Origin of the sequence: Staphylococcus haemolyticus (assembly GCF_006094395.1) — a bacterium.
In the GTDB taxonomy this organism is placed as follows: domain Bacteria; phylum Bacillota; class Bacilli; order Staphylococcales; family Staphylococcaceae; genus Staphylococcus; species Staphylococcus haemolyticus.
In genome coordinates this window covers 937,407-960,019 of sequence record NZ_CP035291.1, presented here as the reverse complement: position 1 = coordinate 960,019, position 22,613 = coordinate 937,407, and the positions used below count along the sequence as shown (strand labels likewise).

The 22,613-nt window shown below is 29.6% G+C and carries 25 protein-coding genes and 1 pseudogene; 12 read left to right on the top strand and 14 right to left on the bottom strand.

The genetic code is table 11. The annotated features are described in order from the left end of the window. The first annotated feature begins 200 nt into the window (after positions 1-200). Positions 201-761 carry a thioredoxin family protein gene (locus tag EQ029_RS04575; RefSeq protein WP_011275332.1) on the top strand — a complete coding sequence of 187 codons (561 nt, stop codon included), beginning with the start codon at positions 201-203 and terminating at the stop codon, positions 759-761. Between the two features lie 79 nt (positions 762-840). Here the strand turns inward: EQ029_RS04575 and pmtD are convergent, their stop codons facing one another. The 7 genes from pmtD to EQ029_RS12745 form a co-directional block, all read right to left on the bottom strand. Next, a complete protein-coding gene (gene pmtD / locus EQ029_RS04570) occupies positions 841-1,569 on the bottom strand; it encodes a phenol-soluble modulin export ABC transporter permease subunit PmtD (RefSeq protein WP_011275331.1) in 729 nt (242 codons plus the stop codon). After that, a complete protein-coding gene (gene pmtC / locus EQ029_RS04565; RefSeq protein WP_011275330.1) occupies positions 1,570-2,442 on the bottom strand; it encodes a phenol-soluble modulin export ABC transporter ATP-binding protein PmtC in 873 nt (290 codons plus the stop codon). Continuing rightward, a complete protein-coding gene (gene pmtB, locus EQ029_RS04560) occupies positions 2,439-3,122 on the bottom strand; it encodes a phenol-soluble modulin export ABC transporter permease subunit PmtB (protein ID WP_011275329.1) in 684 nt (227 codons plus the stop codon). Before pmtB ends, pmtC begins: the two co-directional genes overlap by 4 nt. Further along, positions 3,119-4,018: a phenol-soluble modulin export ABC transporter ATP-binding protein PmtA gene (gene pmtA, locus EQ029_RS04555; RefSeq protein ID WP_011275328.1), complete on the bottom strand. Its 900-nt coding sequence runs from the start codon at positions 4,016-4,018 to the stop codon at positions 3,119-3,121. Before pmtA ends, pmtB begins: the two co-directional genes overlap by 4 nt. Then, entirely contained in the window at positions 4,015-4,395 is a 381-nt protein-coding gene (gene pmtR, locus EQ029_RS04550) for a PSM export ABC transporter transcriptional regulator PmtR (protein WP_011275327.1), read from the bottom strand. The genes pmtA and pmtR overlap by 4 nt, the downstream gene beginning before the upstream one ends. A gap of 188 nt (positions 4,396-4,583) precedes the next feature. Continuing rightward, on the bottom strand, positions 4,584-4,760 hold the full coding sequence (locus EQ029_RS04545; protein ID WP_029376652.1) for an SE1626 family protein: 177 nt from the start codon (positions 4,758-4,760) through the stop codon (positions 4,584-4,586). 175 nt (positions 4,761-4,935) lie between these two features. Further along, positions 4,936-5,031 carry a Trp-rich small protein gene (locus tag EQ029_RS12745; RefSeq protein WP_011275325.1) on the bottom strand — a complete coding sequence of 32 codons (96 nt, stop codon included), beginning with the start codon at positions 5,029-5,031 and terminating at the stop codon, positions 4,936-4,938. A gap of 193 nt (positions 5,032-5,224) precedes the next feature. On the opposite strand from EQ029_RS12745, the gene EQ029_RS04540 reads away from it, so the two are divergent. After that, positions 5,225-6,511, top strand: a complete 1,287-nt coding sequence (locus EQ029_RS04540; RefSeq protein ID WP_011275324.1) for an aminotransferase class I/II-fold pyridoxal phosphate-dependent enzyme — start codon at positions 5,225-5,227, stop codon at positions 6,509-6,511. Positions 6,512-6,909: 398 nt separating this feature from the next. On the opposite strand, the pseudogene EQ029_RS04535 reads toward EQ029_RS04540, so the two are convergent. Beyond that, positions 6,910-7,422 (bottom strand): annotated as a pseudogene (locus EQ029_RS04535) (ClbS/DfsB family four-helix bundle protein). Between the two features lie 898 nt (positions 7,423-8,320). Between EQ029_RS04535 and EQ029_RS04530 the strand changes: the two are divergent. From EQ029_RS04530 to EQ029_RS04515, 5 genes are all read left to right on the top strand, one after another. Beyond that, positions 8,321-8,722 carry a sporulation protein gene (locus EQ029_RS04530; RefSeq protein ID WP_011275322.1) on the top strand — a complete coding sequence of 134 codons (402 nt, stop codon included), beginning with the start codon at positions 8,321-8,323 and terminating at the stop codon, positions 8,720-8,722. A 58-nt stretch (positions 8,723-8,780) separates the two neighbouring features. Continuing rightward, entirely contained in the window at positions 8,781-8,942 is a 162-nt protein-coding gene (locus tag EQ029_RS12550) for a hypothetical protein (protein WP_011275321.1), read from the top strand. Positions 8,943-9,216: 274 nt separating this feature from the next. Continuing rightward, positions 9,217-9,555 carry a hypothetical protein gene (locus EQ029_RS04520; protein WP_011275319.1) on the top strand — a complete coding sequence of 113 codons (339 nt, stop codon included), beginning with the start codon at positions 9,217-9,219 and terminating at the stop codon, positions 9,553-9,555. 66 nt (positions 9,556-9,621) lie between these two features. After that, entirely contained in the window at positions 9,622-9,786 is a 165-nt protein-coding gene (locus EQ029_RS12545; RefSeq protein ID WP_011275318.1) for a hypothetical protein, read from the top strand. 191 nt (positions 9,787-9,977) lie between these two features. Continuing rightward, on the top strand, positions 9,978-10,595 hold the full coding sequence (locus EQ029_RS04515; RefSeq protein ID WP_011275317.1) for a DUF4352 domain-containing protein: 618 nt from the start codon (positions 9,978-9,980) through the stop codon (positions 10,593-10,595). A gap of 78 nt (positions 10,596-10,673) precedes the next feature. On the opposite strand, the gene EQ029_RS04510 is transcribed toward EQ029_RS04515, so the two are convergent. After that, on the bottom strand, positions 10,674-10,877 hold the full coding sequence (locus EQ029_RS04510) for a hypothetical protein (RefSeq protein WP_011275316.1): 204 nt from the start codon (positions 10,875-10,877) through the stop codon (positions 10,674-10,676). Positions 10,878-10,904: 27 nt separating this feature from the next. On the opposite strand from EQ029_RS04510, the gene EQ029_RS04505 reads away from it, so the two are divergent. Further along, positions 10,905-11,786, top strand: coding sequence for a hypothetical protein (locus tag EQ029_RS04505; RefSeq protein ID WP_011275315.1), 882 nt, complete (start codon positions 10,905-10,907; stop codon positions 11,784-11,786). Positions 11,787-12,280: 494 nt separating this feature from the next. Here the strand turns inward: EQ029_RS04505 and EQ029_RS04500 are convergent, their stop codons facing one another. Together EQ029_RS04500 and EQ029_RS04495 are read right to left on the bottom strand one after the other, a co-directional pair. Further along, positions 12,281-12,721, bottom strand: a complete 441-nt coding sequence (locus EQ029_RS04500; protein WP_011275314.1) for a hypothetical protein — start codon at positions 12,719-12,721, stop codon at positions 12,281-12,283. Further along, entirely contained in the window at positions 12,714-13,415 is a 702-nt protein-coding gene (locus EQ029_RS04495) for a DUF3800 domain-containing protein (protein WP_011275313.1), read from the bottom strand. The genes EQ029_RS04500 and EQ029_RS04495 overlap by 8 nt, the downstream gene beginning before the upstream one ends. Before the next feature lie 1,118 nt (positions 13,416-14,533). On the opposite strand from EQ029_RS04495, the gene EQ029_RS04490 reads away from it, so the two are divergent. After that, a complete protein-coding gene (locus EQ029_RS04490) occupies positions 14,534-15,709 on the top strand; it encodes a tyrosine-type recombinase/integrase (protein ID WP_011275311.1) in 1,176 nt (391 codons plus the stop codon). A 68-nt stretch (positions 15,710-15,777) separates the two neighbouring features. Here EQ029_RS04490 and groL read toward each other — a convergent pair whose 3' ends face one another. Both groL and groES read right to left on the bottom strand, forming a co-directional pair. Further along, positions 15,778-17,397 carry a chaperonin GroEL gene (groL, locus tag EQ029_RS04485; protein WP_011275310.1) on the bottom strand — a complete coding sequence of 540 codons (1,620 nt, stop codon included), beginning with the start codon at positions 17,395-17,397 and terminating at the stop codon, positions 15,778-15,780. Positions 17,398-17,458: 61 nt separating this feature from the next. After that, entirely contained in the window at positions 17,459-17,746 is a 288-nt protein-coding gene (gene groES, locus EQ029_RS04480; RefSeq protein WP_016931053.1) for a co-chaperone GroES, read from the bottom strand. 176 nt (positions 17,747-17,922) lie between these two features. Here groES and mroQ point away from each other — a divergent pair, with 176 nt between their 5' ends. Then, positions 17,923-18,663 carry an intramembrane glutamic endopeptidase MroQ gene (gene mroQ / locus EQ029_RS04475; protein WP_016931054.1) on the top strand — a complete coding sequence of 247 codons (741 nt, stop codon included), beginning with the start codon at positions 17,923-17,925 and terminating at the stop codon, positions 18,661-18,663. Between the two features lie 61 nt (positions 18,664-18,724). Here the strand turns inward: mroQ and EQ029_RS04470 are convergent, their stop codons facing one another. After that, entirely contained in the window at positions 18,725-20,407 is a 1,683-nt protein-coding gene (locus EQ029_RS04470) for an SdrH family protein (RefSeq protein ID WP_057504815.1), read from the bottom strand. Positions 20,408-20,592: 185 nt separating this feature from the next. On the opposite strand from EQ029_RS04470, the gene EQ029_RS04465 reads away from it, so the two are divergent. Next, positions 20,593-21,216, top strand: coding sequence for a nitroreductase family protein (locus EQ029_RS04465; RefSeq protein WP_011275306.1), 624 nt, complete (start codon positions 20,593-20,595; stop codon positions 21,214-21,216). A 192-nt stretch (positions 21,217-21,408) separates the two neighbouring features. Further along, a complete protein-coding gene (locus tag EQ029_RS04460; protein WP_011275305.1) occupies positions 21,409-22,194 on the top strand; it encodes a carbon-nitrogen family hydrolase in 786 nt (261 codons plus the stop codon). Positions 22,195-22,613 lie beyond the last annotated feature (419 nt).

The window sequence follows — 22,613 nt, the reverse complement described above, 5'->3', positions numbered from 1 at the left end:
TTCTATTCTTATTAACTTAAATATATCATAACCACTTACTGAGAAACATCTAAACCACTACAATCATTTCTTACAGAATTGTAACGTTGTTTTAACGTTCTTATTAATTGTGATAAAACTAATATATTTTAAGTTTTATAATTATTCATTCTTAGTAAAAATTGTTATAATGATATAAATTTAACGGGGAGGTTTTATTTATGGCTAATTTAGAAACATATTTTAATAATAGTCAGCCACTTGATGAATATATCGATAGCATGACTGTGAATAAAGATAATGTACTAACAATTTACAATGCATTCACACTACCTTCGTCTGACGATAGAATCAATCAACTTAAAGATAGTTCTTATTCTAAAGTCTTGGTTATAAGTGAAGATTGGTGCGGCGACGCTATGATGAACTTACCTATATTAAAGCGTATAAGTGAATCACTACAGCTAGAAGTACGCGTATTCCATAGAGATGAAGACACAAATCTCATTGATCAATATTTAACAAATGGTACAGCACGCTCGATTCCAATCTTTATCTTTATGAATGATCAATTTGAACAGGTGAGTGTTTGGGGCCCTAGAGCTCGTGAAGCCCAAGAATTTGTTACTCAACTTAGAGCTGAAAAACTACCACCTAAAGATGCACACAATTATGAGGATAAAGAAAAAGAAGTACATCATGAAATCACTTCTAAATATAAATCAGATACTGACTTATGGAATCAAGTTTATGACTCTATAATCAGTAAGTTAATGCTATAAAAGTATATATAGTAAGAGGGTAATAAAACAAAATTTGTTTTACTACCCTCTTTTTTGGATATCAATTTCTTGGCATATATTATATATCCCTTTTAGCTGCATAAGCAATATTCGCAATGAATAAAATAACAATTGATGCTAAAGAAATAAACCATTGCCAATTTGAAAATTTAATACTATCCGTTTGAGATTTCTCAGTTAAATAACTAAACGGAATATACTTTAATGATTTTTGAATTTTTTCTCCCCAGTCAGGAATCAAACCAATAAAAGGTTGAATAAATGGAACTATAAATACTAAGAATATACCTAGTGTAAAGATTACTGCCGGTTTTTGAACAATTAATGTAACTAAGAATAAGAGTAAACCAAAGAACAGTAAGAAGATAAGATAGAACCAAATGTTCGTTAAGAACTTATCTCCGTCTAAATTTTTTCCTTCTGTAAATGCTTGTACTAACATTAATGTGATATATGTGATGAATGCAAAAATGAATGAAAATAAAATAATTGAAATTGTTTTAGCAATAATATACCCAATTCTATTTTTCACTTTATTCATATAAAGTTGAATCGTACCTTGTGAATAATCGCGTGTAATTGTCTTAATCACTACTAACAAGCCAAAGAATAAGAACATCCAATTTGCCATAGATAAAATAGATGAATAATTTACTTGATCATTATTTCGTGCCATTAAGAACGTTATTAATCCTAATACTAACCAGATTAAAATTAGTGCTATATATGTTAAATAGCTTTTACAAAAACTCAATATATCATATTTAACTAATTGTAAACTTCTCATTTATTTGTCACCTCTTTGATTAATATTAAAGTACGTATCACGAAGCGAACTTTTTCTTGTTTCAATATACTTAGGATATAAATCTTTTTGTGCTAAAGATTTGAGTAATTGTTTATAATCTTTTTGTGCTTTAATCATTATTTCTCCACTATCTTTGTGTGATTGAAGCACGTTAAAATGTTCTGTTAAATAATCTAGTGCTGTATTAAATTCACTAACTTCAAATTTAATCGATGTATGATCTTGCGCACTACCATCTTTCATATTGACATCTTGTACAAAGTTTCCATCACGTAGAAAGACAGCTCTATCACAAATCAATTCAATATCTTCCAATTTATGACTTGAAATTAGAATTTTCATTTCTAAATCATTCACTAATGATTGAATTGTCTCTAATACATCAATTGAGCCATCTGGATCCATACCGTTTGTCGGTTCATCAAGAATTAGATATTTGGGTTTGTTCATTAATGAAACTGCAATCGCAAGTTTTTGTTTCATACCCATTGAATACTTTTTCACTTTTTTCTTAATGTAAGGTCTCATGCCAAATGCGTCTATGATTTTATCTGTATATTCCTTGTCGAAACCTTTGCCTAGAACTTGAGCAAATAATTTCAAGTTATTTAATCCTGTTTTATTATCATATAATTTCGGATGTTCAATAAGATAGCCAACGTTCTCGTTATCATTTAATTGAACTTTTCCTTTAAAATTAATAATATTGCCATTCATGACTTTCATTAATGTTGTTTTACCAACACCATTTTTACCAATTAAACCTACAATTTTGCTATTTCCAAAATCAAAATTGATATTATCTAAAACATTGTTATCTCCATATGTTTTTGTAATATTTTCTAATTTCATATAGGCCCTCCTTTATTTTCACGCTGAATTATACGTTTTAATTGAATCAAATAATTTAAAATCATCCAAACAATACTTAAGCTTAATAAACCATAATTGTAATATATGCCAAAGATATTATAAGAAATATGATGATGAAAAACGAATGCATTAATTAGTGTAAAAACTATTGTAATAGCAAATGGAATAACTAACATCATTATCAAGATATAAGGTGCATATGATATCCCTTCGCGTTTCTTTTCAGTATTCCTACTAAATGCAATTGGAATACTTAAAAAATTTACAAATATAAAAGCAATCGCAGTTGAGTATCTTAAATCCCCAAAATCAATATTAGAAGATTGAAAATTGTACAAAGCGATAATAAAACCACCAAAAAGTGTTAATACGATACAGGTAATGTAATTCGCATTAAGCATGTCTTTTTTAGAGACAGGTAAACTTTCGTAAAACAAATATGAACTTTTACCTCCTAATCTTCTATGTAGTCTAAACAAGTGTCCAGAGTCTAATATGCTAACCGCCATTAATGTGATTGCAATCGGTGCATAGAATAAAAAATAAAGTTCTGTTTTAGAAAATACGAAAGCATATAACGGATTTAATAGAAGTAATAAGATATAAATGGCAATCGTTATACTCCTACATTTAAAATTTCTAATTAGTAATTGCTTCATTTTATCAACCTACTTTGCTGAAAATCTATTTGATTGTCATTACTTTTAGACTTTTCGATGTAGATCATAAGTTCTTCAATCGTAGGTTGTTTAATATTAACTTTTTTTCCGAACAATTCTTTAAACACTTGGGCCTGTTTAGTAAAACCAACAAAACCTGTCGACTTCACTTCTTTATAAAGGAACAAGCGATTTAATTCCTCGTCTAAATCTTGATTATCACCTTGTACAATTGAGTATTGTTCTTGAAGTTGATGACGAAAACCTTGCATAATAACTTCTCCATCTTTTATATGTACAAGATAGTCAGCAATTTTCTCTAAATCCGAAATAATATGGGTTGAAATAAATAAAGTCTTATGTTCGTCGAGTAATTCACTTTGTAAAATTTCTAACACTTCATTACGAACAATAGGGTCTAACCCCGCAGTTGGTTCGTCTAATATAAACAATTCAGCATGGTGACTCAAAGCTAGTGCTAAAGACAATTTCATTTTCATACCTGTAGAAAAATGTTTTATTTTTTCATCGAAAGGTAAATTGAATTTTTCTAAATAATTTTTAAATGCTTGTGAGTCCCAATCGGTATAAAATGGTGAAACCATTTTTTCAAGTTTTTTTGCAGTCCATTGTTGGTTAAAATAAACTTCTGAATAAACAAAACCTATTTTATTTTTTATCCATTTCGGTTTATTTGCTATTTTTTCACCAAATATTGATATATGACCTTGCTTAGGTTCTATAATATCCATTATCATACGAATTATCGTTGTTTTCCCTGCCCCATTAGCCCCAATGAATCCAGTTACAAATCCTTGAGGAATACTGAATGAAAGATTGTTTATTGAAAATGCACTACTTTGAAACGATACATCTTTTACTTCAATGACATTCATTCTTCTTCCTCCTCATAAATTAAAGCTAGTATTTCTTTTAATTCCTTGAGAGGCATATCTATTGTTTTAGCTTCTTTAATCATTAATCGAGCAAGATTTTCAATTACAAAGAATTGCTTTTCTTTTAATATGGAACTATCTTGTTCTTTAACAAATGTACCTTTTCCTCGGACAGTTGTTACGAATCCCTCTTTCTCAAGATCTTCATAAGCTCTTTTAGTTGTAATTAAACTCACCTGTAAATCTTTTGCAAGCTCACGCATCGAAGGTAAGTGGCTACCAGCTTCAACATACCCCTTTAAAATATTCTCTTTTATTTGTTGTTTGATTTGTTCATAAATGGGTTGTTCACTGGTGTTCTTCAATATAATTTTCATTGATGTCCCCCTTTTATAACTGTATATAAATAGTATACACACTATATATACTTTTGTAAAGGTAATTTTGCAAATACTTGTATTTGATGGTATTAAAGCTACAAACTGTATATACATTATAGATACAATTCTATTTAAAAAATAAAACTCTATATCTAACGTCAAACGCTAATATAGAGTCTAAAATGTTATTTTCTGTTTTTCTTTCTATCATTATTACGATTAATAAAAGCACATATGATAAACATAATTGCTGCTAATAATAATTTAACACCTTGATTCTCGTGTCCTGTAGCCTGTAAATAATATCCAATAACAAATAAGATAATTGCCAAACTAACGAAAATCTTAGTTAAATGTTTCATCATAATCAACACCTCAATACATGTATTATAACAAATTAAAATTATAAATTTGCTTACTAAATACATTTAAAATTGAAAATATTAATCCATGTGTTACAATTTAATTGTATCCACGAATTACATTACACAACCCCTAACTTGTGACGGCAAGTTAGGGGTTTTTGTGTATGGTCATCTATTTATCTTTCCACTTAGATTCTAACCAAACACGAAATATAACGAGTATACCACCCGAAATTAATGTCACCATACCATCTAATAGCCACGACATTACACTACACCTCCAAATGAAAAGTGTCATATCTTATGATGACCTGACATTATTCTAACATAAAAAACGAACAAACGTTCGCTTTTTATAAACCTAATTAGCAATTCTTTGTAATCATTATAGGAACACTTTATCTTTAAGGCATTTAAAGATAATATATTATTAAACACTAAAATAAAGTGAGGTTAAATAAATGAACCCATTAGCACAAAATTTAAATAATCAACTTGTTGATCATTGTCCAGAAATATTAAGTATGTTATCAAATCTAGGTCAATCAATGTATTATCCAAAAGGCATTTTATCTCAATCTGCTGATGCTAAAAAAACTAAATATAACGCTACAATTGGAATGGCTACTAATAAAAACGGGAAAATGTATGCTGATACTTTATTTGATGTCTATAATCATTTATCTCCAGATGAAGTCTTTCCATACGCCCCACCTCAAGGATTAGAAGCTTTAAGGGATTTATGGCAAGACAAAATGCTAAAAGAAAACCCTGATTTATCGAAAGAGACAATTACTAGACCTATTGTCACTAATGCGTTAACTCACGGGTTATCTTTAATAGCTGATTTATTTGTAGAGAGTGGAGATACTGTTTTAGTACCAACACATAATTGGGGTAACTACAAACTAATTTATGAAACACGTCATTCTGCAAATATTGAGACATATTCAATCTTTAACCAAGAAGGACATTACACAACAAATGATTTAGTTACTACTTTAGAAAATTTCAATCAAGACAAAGTCATTTTAATTTTAAATTATCCAAACAATCCTACCGGCTATACACCGAACAACGATGAAGTTACAACTATAGTTTCAGCGGTTCGTTCACTAGCTGAAAAAGGAACAAAAGTTATAGCTGTAGTAGACGATGCATATTATGGTTTATTCTATGAAGATGTTTATCGTCAGTCTATTTTTACTGCACTAAATCAAATTGAATCAAGCAATATTTTACCAATTCGTTTAGATGGTGCTACTAAAGAATTCTTTGCGTGGGGGCTACGTGTTGGTTTCCTTACATTTGGATTAAATAATAATGTTGCTAAAGAAGTGTTAGAAGCGAAAGTTAAAGGTTTAATAAGAAGTAATATTTCAAGTGGACCAATGCCTTCTCAAAGTGCTATTAAATACGTTTTAGAAAATCATGATGAATTTGATAAAGAAATTCAACAAAATATAGATACATTACAAGAAAGATATGAAGTTACAAAATCTGTTGTTTATGACGATAAATATAAAAATCATTGGCAAGCCTATGATTTTAATTCTGGTTATTTCATGGCAGTCAAAGTCAATGGCGTAAATCCTGAAGAACTACGTACCCATTTAATTAACGAATATTCAATCGGTATTATAGCGTTAAATGACTCAGATATCCGTATTGCTTTTAGTTGCATTGAAAAAGATGACATTCCACATGTTTTTGAATCAATCGCAAAAGCAATCGATGATTTAAAGTAAGCGATTGATATAAATAAAAAGAGTAATTAGGATGACATTGAAGAAGTATTTATATTCGATTTATTCATTCTATCGAAATTAAAAATAACTCGAAAGCTGTGATCTAAATGGTAATTATTTTTTCAATATTGCTTATTATTACATTAATCTCCACTTCGTATTATTTGTATCTTTACGCTTTTACTTCGAAAGGACATGTATCCAAAAATTTATATTTGTTCATAGGATTACTCATTCTATTTATCTTATTTGGAGCATGGTTATTAGATTTATTATAAATTTTCGGATTATAGTTCTTAATTAAAAGACGAGTCTTGGATATAATTCCTAGACTCGTTTTTATTTTTAGATAATATGGTTTTTCATATTGTTATAATCTTTCGAAAGTTAAGTTATCTTTATATTTCTGTTTTCTTCCATTTTCTAATTTTAGTTCTAAATGACTTAAATGGTGCTACGGTGTTAATGTGAATCTATTTCCAAACTGGCCATTTGGAAGGCGTTGATGAAGCTCATTGCCTTTTTCCACTCTCAAATAATGTTTCATTATCTAAACTTTTAATTAAATCAATAATGCTATCTACTTCCTTATTGAACTGATTAATAAGTTGTTCTAATGTGTAATTTGAGTAAGTTTTATAAAATTCTTGATATAATCCTCCTAAATTATTCCACTTATAGTCAGGACTGGGAGTTACAACTGGTATATTATTTTTATTATCATTCTCCCACGATTGAATTAAATTTAACCATCCAAGCTGGTATGCGATCATCTGTGCAGGTGTTCTATTGACACCAATTTTATATACATCCTTATCTGATTCTGATACATCACTAAATTCATTAATAAAAAGTTCAGCCCTCTTACTAATTTCAAATATTAAATCATCTTTATTTGAATAAGTCTGCATGTTATCACCGCCTAGCATTTATATATTTATTATATATTGTAATGCACATTTACTCAGTTTAAATAAACATTTATATTAAGATTTCCCATTAAAAAAGACGCTTTTCGAATGTGATTATTTTTCGAAAAGCGTCTAAATTAATTAATTTAGTTAAGTTTGTATGACTTACATCATGCCTGGCATTAAGTACACCTAAAAATACTATAAAATAACTCTTAACAATCCCTATTTAAAGCCGTTTCCGTAATTTTATTATACCATATTTTTTAGTTTTTCCAATCCGTTATGTCATAATTATGTCATGACATAAACTCTAAGTAAAAGATGTCGCTGCCCTTAACTACCACAGTTGTTTTACCAACAAATACATAATTTGCACCGTCAGAAACTATTAAATCATATGTATGTTATCTACTTTAACATTTGTTACTCTTTCAGAATGTGGATATGCATATTTAACTTCTTTAGTATCAATATATCCTTTTTAAGGTGTACCGATCAATGAAAGATTGTTATGTATATTTTGTCTTGGACTAACTGACTTATATCTGATGTTAGTTAAAAGTTTTCATCATTCTTTAAATTGTAAATATTTATCTATATTTGAATAATTTAGTTATATGCATTCACTATACTAAACCTTTTGTGATTAAGTTATCCGTCTTTGCATTTCTCAATGCAACACAGAGCTTCTATCAGCGTCTTAAAATAATTAATAACTTAATATTTTATATACGTTATACATTTTAAATTAGTAAAATGATAGAATTATTTATATATTCGATATGGCAAATACGTTATTCAGTTTGAGCCATTGAGAGTTTTTAAATTGCATAGAGTGGATTAGTGTTATGGTAATTGTTTAATTAAAATATTTAATCAGAAAGGATTTGATTCTATGTTTGAAAACATTCTTGCTTCTATTGGAATAAACTCTGTGAAGGTTGAAACTTTAGTAAAAAACAAAAGTATTCATAGTAATGATACTTTGGAAGGAATTGTAAGAATAGAGGGTGGTAGTTCTGCTCAAACTATTAACAAAATTTCATTAACTTTAGTAGAAAGATATGAAAATCCTGATAAAAATAGTCAATTTCCTGTTTTAGAAAATGAATTACAAACATTTACATTACACACAAATGTTGAATTAAAAGAACACCAAACAATAACAGAAGAATTCAAATTTAATATTTATGAATATGAATTTAAAAGCGAACCAAAACATTTAATATTAAAAACACATGCATATGTAGGTTATTCAGTTGATGCTTATGATGAAGATAAAATTGTTTTCAAATAAGAAATTGATGTTTTTATAAAATCTTATTATTAAAAACAAACCAAAGGGGATATATATTATGAAAAAATTCTTAGCATTAATTTTCGCAAGCACATTAATTTTAGGAGCATGTGGCACTAAAGATGTAGAAGAGAGCGCAAAGAAAAGGAAAGATCCTAAAACTGAAGTAGATGATAAAGGTAGAGTTAAGGGAGAAAAGATTGAAAAAGAGCTAAAATAACATTTACACAAATTAATTATTTTACTATACCAATGGTGGGATAAAAGAGAAATGAAAATTCAGAAGTAGAAACAGAACCAGAAGCAACAAATGCTTCTAATCAACATAGTCAACACACTAGTAATATAAGTTTGAACTATAACGATTTAAATGACGTTCCAAAGAAGAAGCTCAAAAATATGATTATTCCACTCGGTATGGTAAATATGTTATTCAGTTTGAACCGTTACGAGTGTTTGAATATAAAAATATTAAATAAAGGGAGAAATTTAGAATGAAAAGGGTTTTGTTTTTAATTTTCTCAAGTTTATTAATATTAGGCGCATGTGGACAAGTCGGGGATAACTCGATTAAAAATGATAATAAGAAGTCAAACGCTCCGAAGAGAAATAAGGACTCAGATGCTAAATCAGAAAATCAATCTAGTAAAAAACAAAGCCGTACGTATACCGCTCAACAATATAACGCGTTAGTAGATGATTATAATACTATGATAAACAAACCAGAAAGTAAATCAAAAGTATCAAATAGTGTTTCTCAGTCTAAATATAACACTTTGCTTAAAGAATATAACGCACTTGTTGATGAAGCGTATGAAGAAAACGGATATTAATATTTCATTGCGAGTATTTAGGTTATATAAGGTGTATTAAATTTATCTATTTTAAGGAGACAATGGATGATAATTTTAAATTGCAAAATAAAATTAAATGAAATTGTTTACGAAGTTAAAACGAATAAAAATAATTGCTTCACCTATTCTTTACCTAAAGATATCACATCTTATAAAGTAAGAAAGGTGCTTAAAATTATTGAGAGCAAAGTAGATGAAGACGAAGATTAATATTCCAGGGTAGCAGGTTTACCCTTATTCATTACGGTAATACGCTATTACGTTTGAGTCTTTACGAGTGTTTGAATATAAAGATATATGAATATTACATATTTAAAGGCGGTGGTGCTATAAACAAATGGACAATGCACCTTAGAATACAAATGAATATAAAGACTTAATCTACATATAGGAGAAAAATCATGGAAGAAAAATTTAATAACGAACAAGAAGAAAGACAATTTAGACAATTTCAAGAATACCAAAAACAACAAGAAGAAGAGAAAAAGAAAAAACGTAAAAAAAGTTGGCTATTCGGCTGCGGTGGTTGTTTAGTTTTATTAATATTAATTATTATTGGCGTAACTGCGTGTACTGGATCCTTCGTGAATGAGGTCGATAAAGAAATAAATGAAGAAGGTAAGCTTGACAAAGATAAGGATACAAAAATTAAATCTGTAGGTGAAACTACTGAAATAGATGGAGTGTCATTCACATTAGACAGTGCTTCTTATACAGATGAAAGAAATGAATTTGCAGAAGTTCAAGCTGATAAAGTCTTAAAAGTAGACATGACTATTAAAAACAACTCTAAAGAAGAAATTCCAGTGGGCGGAGATGTAAAAGTTTATGTAGATGGAAAACAAGCTAAATCTTACCCTATCACTGACGGATTGATGGATTCATTATCACCTAATAGAGAAATTAGCGGTTCTGAAGGTTTTGCAATCAATGGCAACCCAGAAAAAATCGAGTTAGAGTTCCAACCTTTAACGTCATTTTCTAACAAACGTTATATTTATGATGTTAAACCAGAATAATTGAGGGCATTCACTTGCCCTATTTTTCCCTCCAATCTGGGACGATTTGGTATAAAAAAACGCCTACATAAGTAGACGTTAAAATTTACCATTTTTAATTGCATTTGCCCATAAAGATGATTGCTGTTTATTCTTGTTATCTAATTTTCTTTGGTTGTTGAGGTCTTTCATTCTTTTATCATTTTCTTCACTGAATTTACGATAACAATAATCGACTTCATTTGAAAATTGTTTGAATTCAATATCGTCTTTAATTTTCATTTTTTTTAAAGTTTTAAACATACAATCACCACCTAAGGAGGAATCTTATTGAAACATTATCTATATACCGACAAAGAATTTATATATTCTTATTTAAGTCAACACGGAAAAGGTTTAAATCTATCTTACAGTCAAATGAACAAAAACACAAGTACAGAGAGCGAAAGTAAAAGCACTGCTAACACAAAATCAAAAGATAAAATTGATGGAAATTCAACAGGAGAGTTTGGTTTAGAAATAAGTGCGGGTATTGCAAAAGGCTCATTTTCAGATGGTACTAATTATAAACTAAAAATCAATAAAAATTCTTTGAGAGAAACTTTAAATTTTATTGATTCGAAAAGTGAAGCTCAATCAGAATTGTATAAAATTGAATTGCACGATTATCTTTATGAAATATTTGAAAATACCGCTATGGGTAAAGGTGATAAAATTTCTTTATATCCAGACAAAAAATTAACAATTGCTGAATTGGATGGCAATCATTTCAAGTTTTTAGAACAATTAATGGATATTTATATAAAATCTGAAACATCAAGTTTTATTGGTATCGATAAAAACACCCGAGAAGAATTCACAGGTATGAAAAAAGATTTGAAACCCTTAGAAAAAATGAGCGCGATTATAGATAAATTGGTTCCTGGAGATTATAAAATAATACTCGATCACGACAAACAATCTTTAATCGGTTCACTTTACAAAGAAAATTTAAACGTGCCATTTAAAGAGCTAAAATACTTTTATGCTCAAAGTAAATTAAACGTTGTCGGAATAAAAGCTAGCAAAATCGAATTCAATAAATTTGAATATGAAAATGTGTTTGAAGTTATACAATTAGACGTTTCATTACAAGGACCATTATTAAATGAATTGTTACCGAATGAATCAATATATTATTTCAAACCTATTTTAATTTACAGTAACATTTAATGAATTTCGGGGTAGTCCGCCTACCCTTATTATTTTTTACCTTTCTAATTATCAAAAAAACGCCACTTTAAAAGTGACGTTTGAAATGAGATATTTAACTTGCTTGCTTGCATGCTAACTATAAATTACTAAAATGTAATTAAGTTATTAATATATTTATCATAAACTATTTTCTTTATTATCGAGTAATGGAGAAAAATAATACAATTTAATAAATAAACAGAAATTAAGAACATATAATACATTAAGAAAAATTGTTTGAAAACAAAGGAAATAATAAAAAATACTAGATTAAAAATAAATTAATTTTTTAAATTTTAGTTTTATATAGAATTTAAGATACTTTCTAAATAAAAAAGACCCTTAAAGGGCCTTTTGTGCACTGATTATCGGGCTCATTACACAAAGCCTTTGTGTATCCCAAACCATAAGTAAAGGACGTATTTCAAATATATATTATCATTACAGACAACTAATGACAAGTAAAATATTTATTAGGTTGGATCATATATCAAAGGATTACTTCTTATTTTACCTATTACAGCAGAATCATTTATTACAAATGCTGTTAAAAATTCTGCCTTATCTTCACCAGTCATACGTATCACCACGACATATCCATCTGGTGTTAATAAAGAAACTCTTCTACTCTTATCGCTTTTTTTGGTTTTACTATTATGTCCCTGATAAATTGGTATATTATTATCTTGTAAAACTTGTTTTATCCATAATATTCTTTGTGCTCTATTTGAGTCAAATACATCTTTCTTATTACTTCTTCTATTACTTCTACTAAAAAAAGCATGGTCAAAATGTCTAGCATAGAATTTAACGACAATATTATGACAAGTTATAATTTCTTTTTGACAATATTCTCTTTCAAATAAATTTCGATATTTTTCTTCGTTTTTTAAGTAAGTAAGTTCGCTATACATTTTCATTCAACCTTATTTGAAATACATTAAACTTTTTTTCACTCGAAGGACTAGATTTAATACTCTCACCAATATGTTCCTCTAATCTTTTTTTAAATTCATATTTCGTATTATCTTTTACATCATTATTATTAAAATGAAAGCTAACAACACCACTTAACAAATCTGCTAATTGAATAAAAACTGATTCTTCTGAACGGATTGGTAAAACATCTATTATTTCTCCTTCAGACACATAATTCAAAATTTCTTTTAACTTTGGTAGTCTATTATTATCTTTATTACTTTTATAATCTAAGTAAATATAATAATTGTCATTACTCATACACCATTTATCCAGTAAATTGAAATAAAATTTATAAAAACCTAATTCATTATCAGAATTATGATATTTCTCTGTGTTAACTTTTTTTGTATTTACTACAATACATCTAAATCTAATCTTCCTATTGCCAAAAAAGTAGTCTAAGATTTCAAAATAGAATTGCTTTCTGGAATATGAAACTTTATTCCATTTAAATTCTCCACCTATTGAATGTTTTCGCTTTAAATGGTCAATTTCTTTTTTTACTATCTTATGATCTTTTTTATCTAACCATATACCACCAATTACTATATATCCACTTTTATTATCTTTAAATAAATTTTCTAAACTGCTTTCATCACAATAAACTTCAAGATTCCTACTAACCATAATTTTCACCACTTTAATATAAATCTTTTAAATATTATATCAAGTATAATAAAAATAATAAATATAACTAAACCTTATTTAGCAATTTCTATCATTTTCTTACTCACTTTAATCATATTTTTTAAACTTTTATTTAAATAATTGTTGTAAATATGTATTGTCAAATAAAAGATGTTTTAATTTTGATATAACCATTATGTTATTTTGTTAACTCCTTTTCATTTATTTAGTACTATTTCATATAAATTTGATGAGTTTTAGAACCTTATTTATGAGTTCTTCCTACTATGTTATATCGTTCTTTACTTTTAACCTAAATATTTAATAACGTAAATAATATGAGTTGTTCGTTAATAAATGTAGTCCCAGTTCAGAGCTACATCTTTTTTTGTGAATATCGAAGCGGTTGCTATATTCATTTACCTAACGTCGCAAGTTGCGACATATGAGGAAAGTTTCATTTACATATCTGTGGGGTATTCTTTTTGTTTTTATCAAACTACTTCCCTATTTTAAGGTACTGCTTACAAGAGTACTTTTAAGTCCGTTTGTAACTTTATGAAATATAAAGTTTTGACAAGTTATAAATTAAAAAAACTGCACCCAAAGGATACAGTCAATTTATTAAAGGATACTCATTTTGAATAGTAAATTTTAGTAGCTATATAAATTATCTTATAAATGGCTCCAAATGCAAATAGCAAACGCTTACTTTTTATAAGTAAAAATTTTTCACGTCATACTTACATTATTTTTCAACTTTGCATTATTTCTATATAGTATCAAGATAAGAAGAAACTCGTTTCAAATTCGCTTAAATATTATGTCCTAACTGAATCACATACGCATAATGGTAACTATTATGATTTTTCAGTTAATGATTTGAAATATCATCTTGAAGATGAAAAAAACACAACCTATTATGGTCGTGTCCCTCTAGATGCTGAAGATAGTCAACGAATTAAACTATTGATATATAACTATCTAAATACAAAATATGATATTTTAAAGTCGCAATTAAACGCTTTATATAATAGTGAAACTATAAGTGAAGACAAGTACAATAAGATACTTGATGAGATAGAAACTATTAAGCGATATATTAAGTAGGTGTTCCTATGGCAAGTTACGATCAGATATCTAAAAACAATTGGCGTTATCGTATTTCACTTGGTAAAAATGCAGAAACTGGCAAATATGAATACATCTCTAAGACTGGCTTTAAACGTAAATCAGACGCTAAACATCAAGCTGAGATGATAGGGCGTCAATTAAGAAATGGTGACTATATTGCCCCTTCTTCTAGCACGTTTAAACAAGTAGCTGATGATTGGCTTAAACAGTATGCTAATGATGTAAAAGTAAGTAGTGTGAGAGCACGTGAGAAAGCCATACAACACGCCATAGAGCGTTTTAATACTAAACCAATACAAACTATCAAGAAACATGATTATCAACGCTTTGTAGACGATATAAGCGCACAGTATAGCAAGAATTATGTTGATAGTATTGTGGCTTCTACAAATATGATATTTAAGTATGCGTATGATACGAGATTAATAAAAGCTATGCCTAGTGAGGGTATTAAACGACCTAAAAAGAAAGTAAGCGTGGAAGAATTAGAAGATATTGAGATACACAAAAAGTTTCTTGAAAAAGATGAGTTATTTCAATTCCTGAAGGTTGCTAAGTATCACCATTCACCACAAAATAGCTTTGAAGTATTTACCACATTGGCATATACAGGCATGAGAGCAGGCGAATTATTAGCGTTAAAATGGTCTGATATAGACTTTGAGAACAACACGATTAGCATTACTAAGACTTATTACAATCCGAATAATAATAAAAAGCATTATCAGATACTTACACGGAAAACTGAAAGCTCAATCGGTAAAATCACAGTCGATCCCCACGTGATTCAATTACTCAAAGATTATAAGGTAAACGTCCAGGACACATGGAAAAATGAGCTTTATGTAGATAATAATTTTGTGTTTACTGATGTGAATGGTTATCCACTTGTAATTAAAAAACTGCAATTATGGATAAAAGCTATACTTAAAAAGACTGACATAACGAACAAGCAAATAAGTACCCACTCGTTCAGATACACACATTACGCCCTACTTATTGAGGCTGGCGTACACATCAAAGAAATACAAGAACGCTTACGCCACAAAGATATAAATACCACAATGAACATATACGCAAAGATTACCAACTCATACAAAAAAGACGCTTCCCAAAAGTTTAGTAAACTCATGGAAAACGTCTCAAAAGGATTATTTTAAAATTTCTACGACCAAATTATGACCATTAAACAATTCAAACGTTGATATAACGGTGTTTATTGGTCTTTTCACATCATGCCTGGCATGCCACCCATACCTGGATTATCATTATTATCTGGTTCAGGGATAGTTGCAACTACTGCTTCTGTAGTTAAGAACATCGCAGCAACACTTGCCGCATGTTGTAAAGCTGAACGTGTAACTTTAGTTGGGTCTACAATACCTTCTTCAAGCATGTTTACCCATTCATTTGTCGCAGCGTTAAATCCAACACCTGCATCTGCATGTTTTAATCTTTCAACAATAACTGAACCTTCTAGCCCAGCATTTTCAGCGATTTGACGTACAGGAGCAGATAAAGCTTTTAGTACGATGTTAACACCTGTTGCAACGTCACCTTCAGCTTCGATTTCATCTACTTTATTATAAATATTTACTAATGCAGTACCACCGCCAGCAACTATACCTTCTTCAACTGCAGCACGTGTAGAGTTTAAGGCATCTTCAATACGTAATTTACGTTCTTTCAATTCAGTTTCAGATGCAGCACCTACTTTAATGACTGCAACGCCACCAGCTAATTTAGCTAAACGTTCTTGTAATTTCTCTCTGTCAAAATCAGAATCAGTTTCTTCAATTTGAGCTTTAATTTGACTCACACGTGCATCAATACTATTGTCATCTCCATCACCATCGACAACTGTAGTATTATCTTTTGTTACTTCAACTTTATTAGCACTACCTAACATATCAATTGAAGCATCTTTTAATTCTAAACCTAAATCATCTGTAATAACTGTAGCTCCAGTTAAAATAGCTAAGTCTTCTAACATTGCTTTACGTCTATCACCGAATCCAGGTGCTTTTACTGCAACTGCAGTAAATGTTCCACGCATACGGTTTAATACGATATTTGTTAAAGCGTCTCCTTCAACTTCGTCTGCTACAATTAAGATTGGACGACTAGATTGAACAACTTGTTCTAATAAAGGTAAGATATCTTGGAATGAAGAGATTTTTTTATCTGTTACTAAAATATATGGTCTTTCTAACTCAGCAATCATTTTATCTGAATCTGTAACCATGTATGGTGATTGATACCCTCTATCAAATTGCATACCTTCAACAACTTCTAATTCTGTATCTAGTCCATTTGATTCTTCAATGGTAATAACACCATCATTACCAACTTTATCCATTGCTTCAGAAATGTATTTACCAATTTCTTCATCTGCTGCAGAAATTGCACCTACTTGTGCGATTTCATTTTTATTTTCAACTTTTTGAGAAATATCGTGTAGAGCTTGTACAGCTACTCTTACTGCTTTATCAATACCCTCACGTAATCCTACTGGGTTAGCACCACTTGTTACGTTCTTCAATCCTTCTTGAATCATTGCTTGTGCTAATACAGTTGCAGTTGTTGTACCATCACCAGCAATTTCGTTTGTTTTATTAGCAACTTCTTGAACTAATTTAGCTCCCATATTTTCATAGGGATCTTCTAATTCAATCTCTTTAGCAATTGTGACACCATCATTTGTAATTAATGGTGCTACATATTCTTTATCTAATACAACGTTACGTCCTTTAGGTCCGATTGTAACTTTAACGGCGTTAGCTAATTTATCGACACCACGTAACATAGCTTGTCTTGCATCTTCAGAAAACTTAAGGTCTTTAGCCATTGATTATACCTCCATTGTTTAAAATAGTTTATTATTACTTATTAATTATTATTTATAAATTTTAGTCTTCAATTATAGCAAGTAAATCTTCAACATTTAAAATTAAGTATGTTTCATCTCCACGTTTAACTTCTGAGCCAGCGTATTCCTGGAATACAACTCGATCTCCTTCTTTAACCTCTGGAGCAACCTTTTCACCATTGTCTAAAACTCGTCCAGTTCCAACAGCTACTACTATACCTTCGTTAGACTTTTCTTTTGCACTGTCAGTAAGTACAATACCACTTTTAGTTGTTTGTTCTTGTTCTTTGCGTTCAATAATCACACGATTTCCTAATGGTTTAAGCATGATCGTTCCTCCTTAACAGGTTCCTTTTTAGCACTTAAATATAATGAGTGCTAATCTATATTTTATATTAATCAAATTTGGTCAATTTTTCAAGCGAAAAGGTTATCTATATTTTGTATAACATACAAATTTACGATAAACTAACTAATGTTGATTATTATTTTTGGAGGAATAGAATGAAGAGAATTTGGGTAGCATTTCTTACCATTGTTATTTATGCATTAGCACAGTTCTTACCCTTACTTGCACAGCAATTACCTTTCTTTAAAGATTTAAAAGGGATGGAACTTGCAAAAGCTGGCGTATACACTCAGGTTATTTTATTTGTAATAGCAGCATTATTAATAATTTGGTTAAATAGTATTATAAAAAATCCAACAGCACTGGAGCGAGGTTATAAAGAACCTAAACGCTACATTTTACCTTGGGCTTTATTAGGATTTGTTGTCGTGATGATTTATCAAATGGTAGCTAGTCTAATCACTATGTGGTTAGTTGGACAACCACAACAAAGTCCAAATACTGAAAGAATTATGGCAATTGCAAAACAGCTTCCAGTTTTCATATTATTAATCTCAATAGTTGGCCCAATTCTAGAGGAATACATATTTAGAAAAGTTATATTTGGTGAAATCTATAATAAAATTAAAGGAAATCGAATTGTTGCGTTCTTAATCGCTTCAATAGTAAGTTCAATTTTATTTGCGATAGCACATAACGATATTAAATTTTTCTTCATATATTTTGGTATGGGTATGTTATTCTCTCTTGCCTATGTTTTAACTAGACGTATTGCGGTTCCAATTATCATTCATATGTTACAAAATGGTTTTGTAGTGGCAGTCCAATTTTTCTTTGGTGACACAGTTAAACATTTACAAGAACAAAGTAATTTTATAATTCATTTTCTATTTTAATAAATGAACGCATCTATTAATCTCATCATTTCAAATGACAATAATAGATGCGTTTTCTATTTTAGTTTTTAATTTTCCTATAAATAAACCTACCTGTAACACCTACGAAAATCATAATTATAGATGTAATTAAAGCAATATTTATGTTTTTATATTTGGCTTTATTTTCCGCTTCTTTACTTTTTTCATTGGTATCTATAATTTTATCATCATCATGGCTCTGAAAATCTGCATCCTCTTTTTTTTCTCTATCACTTGGCTTTTTCAATTCAGGCATAGATCCGATTTCTCCAGTTATAAGTGCCAATACTTGCTCATCTAAATTTTTATAATACTTTTTCGAATTTAAAGGGTTAAAATATTCAAATCTGAAATAGTTAGAGCCTTTTTGTAAATAATCTAAGTATTCATTATTAAATGATTGTTTTCGGAAAAGCCTGTAAAAATCTTGATTCGAGATATACTCATTATTATTTCCCAACCGGTTTACCTGATTTATAATATATGGATTGTATTTATATGAACCAGTTGCTAAACTATTTAGTCTATTTAATAGCATTGACTTGCTATAAAACGGAACTTCACTTTGCATATTGTCATTATTTGAATAAGTTTCAATATGACTTTGTCGATGATTTTGTTGTAAGTTATCGCCATAGTGCCATTGATTAGTATTAGACCCACTCATAATTGATTGATTTTGATTTCTGTTAGAATGAGATGTCGAGTTGCCATTATTTTTATGTGGGTAAATTTGATGAATTATAGAATCAGATACACTGTTGTTGTGGTGATTAGAACCAGTTGAATGGTTTCCGTTTGTTGAACCATTATTATTATTAAAAACGGGTTTATTAGGTTTTACTGTATCATTGGTACTTGAGTGTCCTGAATGATTGCCAGGATAATTACTATTATTATTTGAATTGCTATTGGAATTATTTTGCGAACCATTATTTGATCCATTTGATCCAGAATTTGAATGATGATCACCTTGATTCGAACGAGAATTCCCATCATGTTTAGGTGGTTGTTGATGATTACCACTGTCTCCTAGTTTATTTCCTCCATCATCTTGCTCGCCTGAGTCATTATTCCCTGGATTGTTTCCATTGTCGGGTTTGCCTGAATCATTATCTCCAGGTTGTTCTCCGCCATCTGGATTGCTTGATGAATCATTGTCTCCTGGTTGTTCTCCGTCATCCGGTTTTCCTGAATCATTATCTCCTGGTTGCTCTCCGTCATCTGGGTTGCCTGAATCATTGTCTCCTGGTTGTTCTCCATCATCAGGATTACTTGATGAATCATTATCTCCTGGTTGTTCTCCGTTATCCGGATTGCTTGTATCGTTGTCTCCAGAATTATTTGTGTCATCACCATTATTTAAATCAGTATTACTGCCTGAGTTACTATTATCAGATGAGTCACTTTGATCCACAGTATTATCACTATTTTCATTAGCATCATTCTCGTTATTTGATGATGAATTGCTTTCATCGCTATTTTGATTATTATTATTTTTTCCTAATTCAGTTGAATCTTGGGTATCAGATTGATGATTTTCATTGATGTCATTACTACTATTTTGACGTTCTTGGGTATCAGTATCAGAACTAACATTACTACTATCAACTTCATTCGTAGCTTGTTGATTACTTTCTGCAGCTTTTACGATGCTCTCATGCCCTAGCATAGATGTGCCTATAGCTAAAATGAGACCTGTATGAGCTATTTTCTTTTTCATCAATCTTCCACCTCCTTGTTTTATAACACTTACAGTATAAAGAATATTTACATATAATGCATTGAAATAAGGTTAATGATAAAAAATATTAATATATTTGACATTTTTTGTTAAAAAACATTTTACATATTTAAGTATAATATTTATACTAGAGATATAACTTATATAAACAAAGGAGATTTAATATGGGCTTATTTAGCAAATCAAAAACAAAACCATTTTTACAAGAAATCGAAGATAGACGTACTATCTATAGCACTGAAACAACAATTTCAATTAGTGATAAAGAACTAGAAGATATGATAGAACATATTATTAAATACACACCTTCAGCTTTTAATTCTCAATCTACTAGAATCGTATTGTTATTAAATGACCAACATCACAAATTCTGGGACAATACTAAAACAGTATTAAAAGATGTTATGGGACCTGACCGTGATTTCACTCCAACTGAACAACGTATCGACGGATTTAAACATGCATATGGCACAATTCTTTATTTCGAAGACGAAGATGTTATTAAAGGTTTACAAGAACAAATGCCAAATTATGCTGATAACTTTGCTAATTGGTCAGTTCAAACAAACGCAATGCATCAATTTGCAATTTGGACTGCATTAAGTTCAAAAGGAATTGGCGCTTCATTACAACATTACAATCCTTTAGTAGATCAAATCACTACACAAGAATTTGACATCCCTGCTTCATGGAAACTTGTTGCTCAAATGCCATTTGGTGACATCCGTGAAAAAGCTGGTGAAAAAGAAATACAACCAACTAACAATAGATTAATAGTTAAAAAATAATCTACATTAATTGATATCGATTAGATCAACAATTCAAGACTCAGTTTCTATAGGATTCATTTCTATGTTGAAATTGAGTCCTTTTTATATTTATTTTCAAAAATAAAGCATTTTAATCATGACTTTCAAATTTTGATTTTCTTATTCTATTTTAGTAAATTAGAGATAATCATGGGATGAGGAGATTTTTAAATGAAAATACAATTATTTCAATTTTATGTATCATACGGCAATGTAGAAAAAAATGAAAATAAAATAAAAAATTGGTTCGAAAATAAGTTGGAGGAAGATACAGAGGTTGTTGTTCTTCCTGAAATGTGGAATAACGGATATGCATTAGATGAATTAAATGAGAAAGCAGATAGAGAACTTAGTAGAAGCTTTCCCTTTATTCAATCCTTAGCTAAACAATATAACGTCGATATTGTAGCTGGATCTGTATCAAATATTAGAAATAGCAAAGTTTATAATACTGCATTTACCGTTTCTAAAAACGGACATAGAATAAATAAGTACGATAAAGTTCACTTAGTCCCTATGCTAGATGAGCCGACATATTTAGAAGATGGCAAAGCGGTACCAGAACCATTTCCTCTATCTTCAGGTACTCAAGCTACACAAATTATTTGTTATGATTTAAGATTTCCAGAGTTATTAAGATATCCCGCGCGTAATGGTGCGCAGATAGCTTTTTTTGTAGCTCAATGGCCAACACCTAGATTGAATCACTGGAGAGTCTTACTTCAAGCACGTGCAATTGAAAATGACATGTTTGTTATTGCTTGTAACGGTACTGGAAATGACGGTAATACTGATTACGCTGGTCATTCAATGATTATCAATCCAAATGGTGATATATTAGCTGAATTAGGCCAGGATGAGGACACAATCGCATTTAATATTGATTTAAATGAAGTTGATGTTCAACGTGAAAATATTCCTGTATTCAAAAATTTAAAACCAAATCTATATAAATAGTTACTAATCTGTATCCAATTTTATGGATACAGTTTTTTTTACAAAAAAAGTCACGAGCTTGGGAGGAACTCGCGACTTTCATATTAAGGGAATGTTTTTACAGTTATTTCAATCTTTTGGGGATGTTATTAATTATGAAAATTTTACTATAGCTTACATCCTGAAAATATTTAACTTCTATATCTTACAATAGCTAAGTTAAACACTTTCCACTGAGTTTAAACTTCAGTAACTTTACTTTGTTAATTAATAAGTTGGGATGGCTTATTAATTAACTCTTTTAACTACACGAAGAAAACAAACTAAGAAACTTCATATAAACAAGAAGTCACTTTAGTAATAATAACCAATGGGACATTACTACTATTGCAATGGTTTCATAACCATTAATAACACTTACAACATATGGTAAAGGTGTC

Bases quoted from the DNA above. Each gene is read 5' to 3' on its own strand.
- EQ029_RS04460 (WP_011275305.1), top strand. From the start codon at position 21,409: ATGAAAATACAATTATTTCAATTTTATGTATCATACGGCAATGTAGAA.
- EQ029_RS04490 (WP_011275311.1), top strand. From the start codon at position 14,534: ATGGCAAGTTACGATCAGATATCTAAAAACAATTGGCGTTATCGTATT.
- pmtB (WP_011275329.1), bottom strand. From the start codon at position 3,122: ATGAAGCAATTACTAATTAGAAATTTTAAATGTAGGAGTATAACGATT.
- mroQ (WP_016931054.1), top strand. From the start codon at position 17,923: ATGAAGAGAATTTGGGTAGCATTTCTTACCATTGTTATTTATGCATTA.
- EQ029_RS04465 (WP_011275306.1), top strand. From the start codon at position 20,593: ATGGGCTTATTTAGCAAATCAAAAACAAAACCATTTTTACAAGAAATC.
- EQ029_RS04470 (WP_057504815.1), bottom strand. From the start codon at position 20,407: ATGAAAAAGAAAATAGCTCATACAGGTCTCATTTTAGCTATAGGCACA.
- groL (WP_011275310.1), bottom strand. From the start codon at position 17,397: ATGGCTAAAGACCTTAAGTTTTCTGAAGATGCAAGACAAGCTATGTTA.
- EQ029_RS04545 (WP_029376652.1), bottom strand. From the start codon at position 4,760: ATGAAACATTTAACTAAGATTTTCGTTAGTTTGGCAATTATCTTATTT.
- pmtA (WP_011275328.1), bottom strand. From the start codon at position 4,018: ATGAATGTCATTGAAGTAAAAGATGTATCGTTTCAAAGTAGTGCATTT.
- EQ029_RS04520 (WP_011275319.1), top strand. From the start codon at position 9,217: ATGAAAAGGGTTTTGTTTTTAATTTTCTCAAGTTTATTAATATTAGGC.
- EQ029_RS04495 (WP_011275313.1), bottom strand. From the start codon at position 13,415: ATGGTTAGTAGGAATCTTGAAGTTTATTGTGATGAAAGCAGTTTAGAA.
- pmtR (WP_011275327.1), bottom strand. From the start codon at position 4,395: ATGAAAATTATATTGAAGAACACCAGTGAACAACCCATTTATGAACAA.
- EQ029_RS12550 (WP_011275321.1), top strand. From the start codon at position 8,781: ATGAAAAAATTCTTAGCATTAATTTTCGCAAGCACATTAATTTTAGGA.
- EQ029_RS04515 (WP_011275317.1), top strand. From the start codon at position 9,978: ATGGAAGAAAAATTTAATAACGAACAAGAAGAAAGACAATTTAGACAA.
- EQ029_RS04575 (WP_011275332.1), top strand. From the start codon at position 201: ATGGCTAATTTAGAAACATATTTTAATAATAGTCAGCCACTTGATGAA.
- EQ029_RS04510 (WP_011275316.1), bottom strand. From the start codon at position 10,877: ATGTTTAAAACTTTAAAAAAAATGAAAATTAAAGACGATATTGAATTC.
- groES (WP_016931053.1), bottom strand. From the start codon at position 17,746: ATGCTTAAACCATTAGGAAATCGTGTGATTATTGAACGCAAAGAACAA.
- EQ029_RS12745 (WP_011275325.1), bottom strand. From the start codon at position 5,031: ATGTCGTGGCTATTAGATGGTATGGTGACATTAATTTCGGGTGGTATA.
- pmtD (WP_011275331.1), bottom strand. From the start codon at position 1,569: ATGAGAAGTTTACAATTAGTTAAATATGATATATTGAGTTTTTGTAAA.
- EQ029_RS12545 (WP_011275318.1), top strand. From the start codon at position 9,622: ATGATAATTTTAAATTGCAAAATAAAATTAAATGAAATTGTTTACGAA.
- EQ029_RS04530 (WP_011275322.1), top strand. From the start codon at position 8,321: ATGTTTGAAAACATTCTTGCTTCTATTGGAATAAACTCTGTGAAGGTT.
- EQ029_RS04540 (WP_011275324.1), top strand. From the start codon at position 5,225: ATGAACCCATTAGCACAAAATTTAAATAATCAACTTGTTGATCATTGT.
- EQ029_RS04500 (WP_011275314.1), bottom strand. From the start codon at position 12,721: ATGTATAGCGAACTTACTTACTTAAAAAACGAAGAAAAATATCGAAAT.
- pmtC (WP_011275330.1), bottom strand. From the start codon at position 2,442: ATGAAATTAGAAAATATTACAAAAACATATGGAGATAACAATGTTTTA.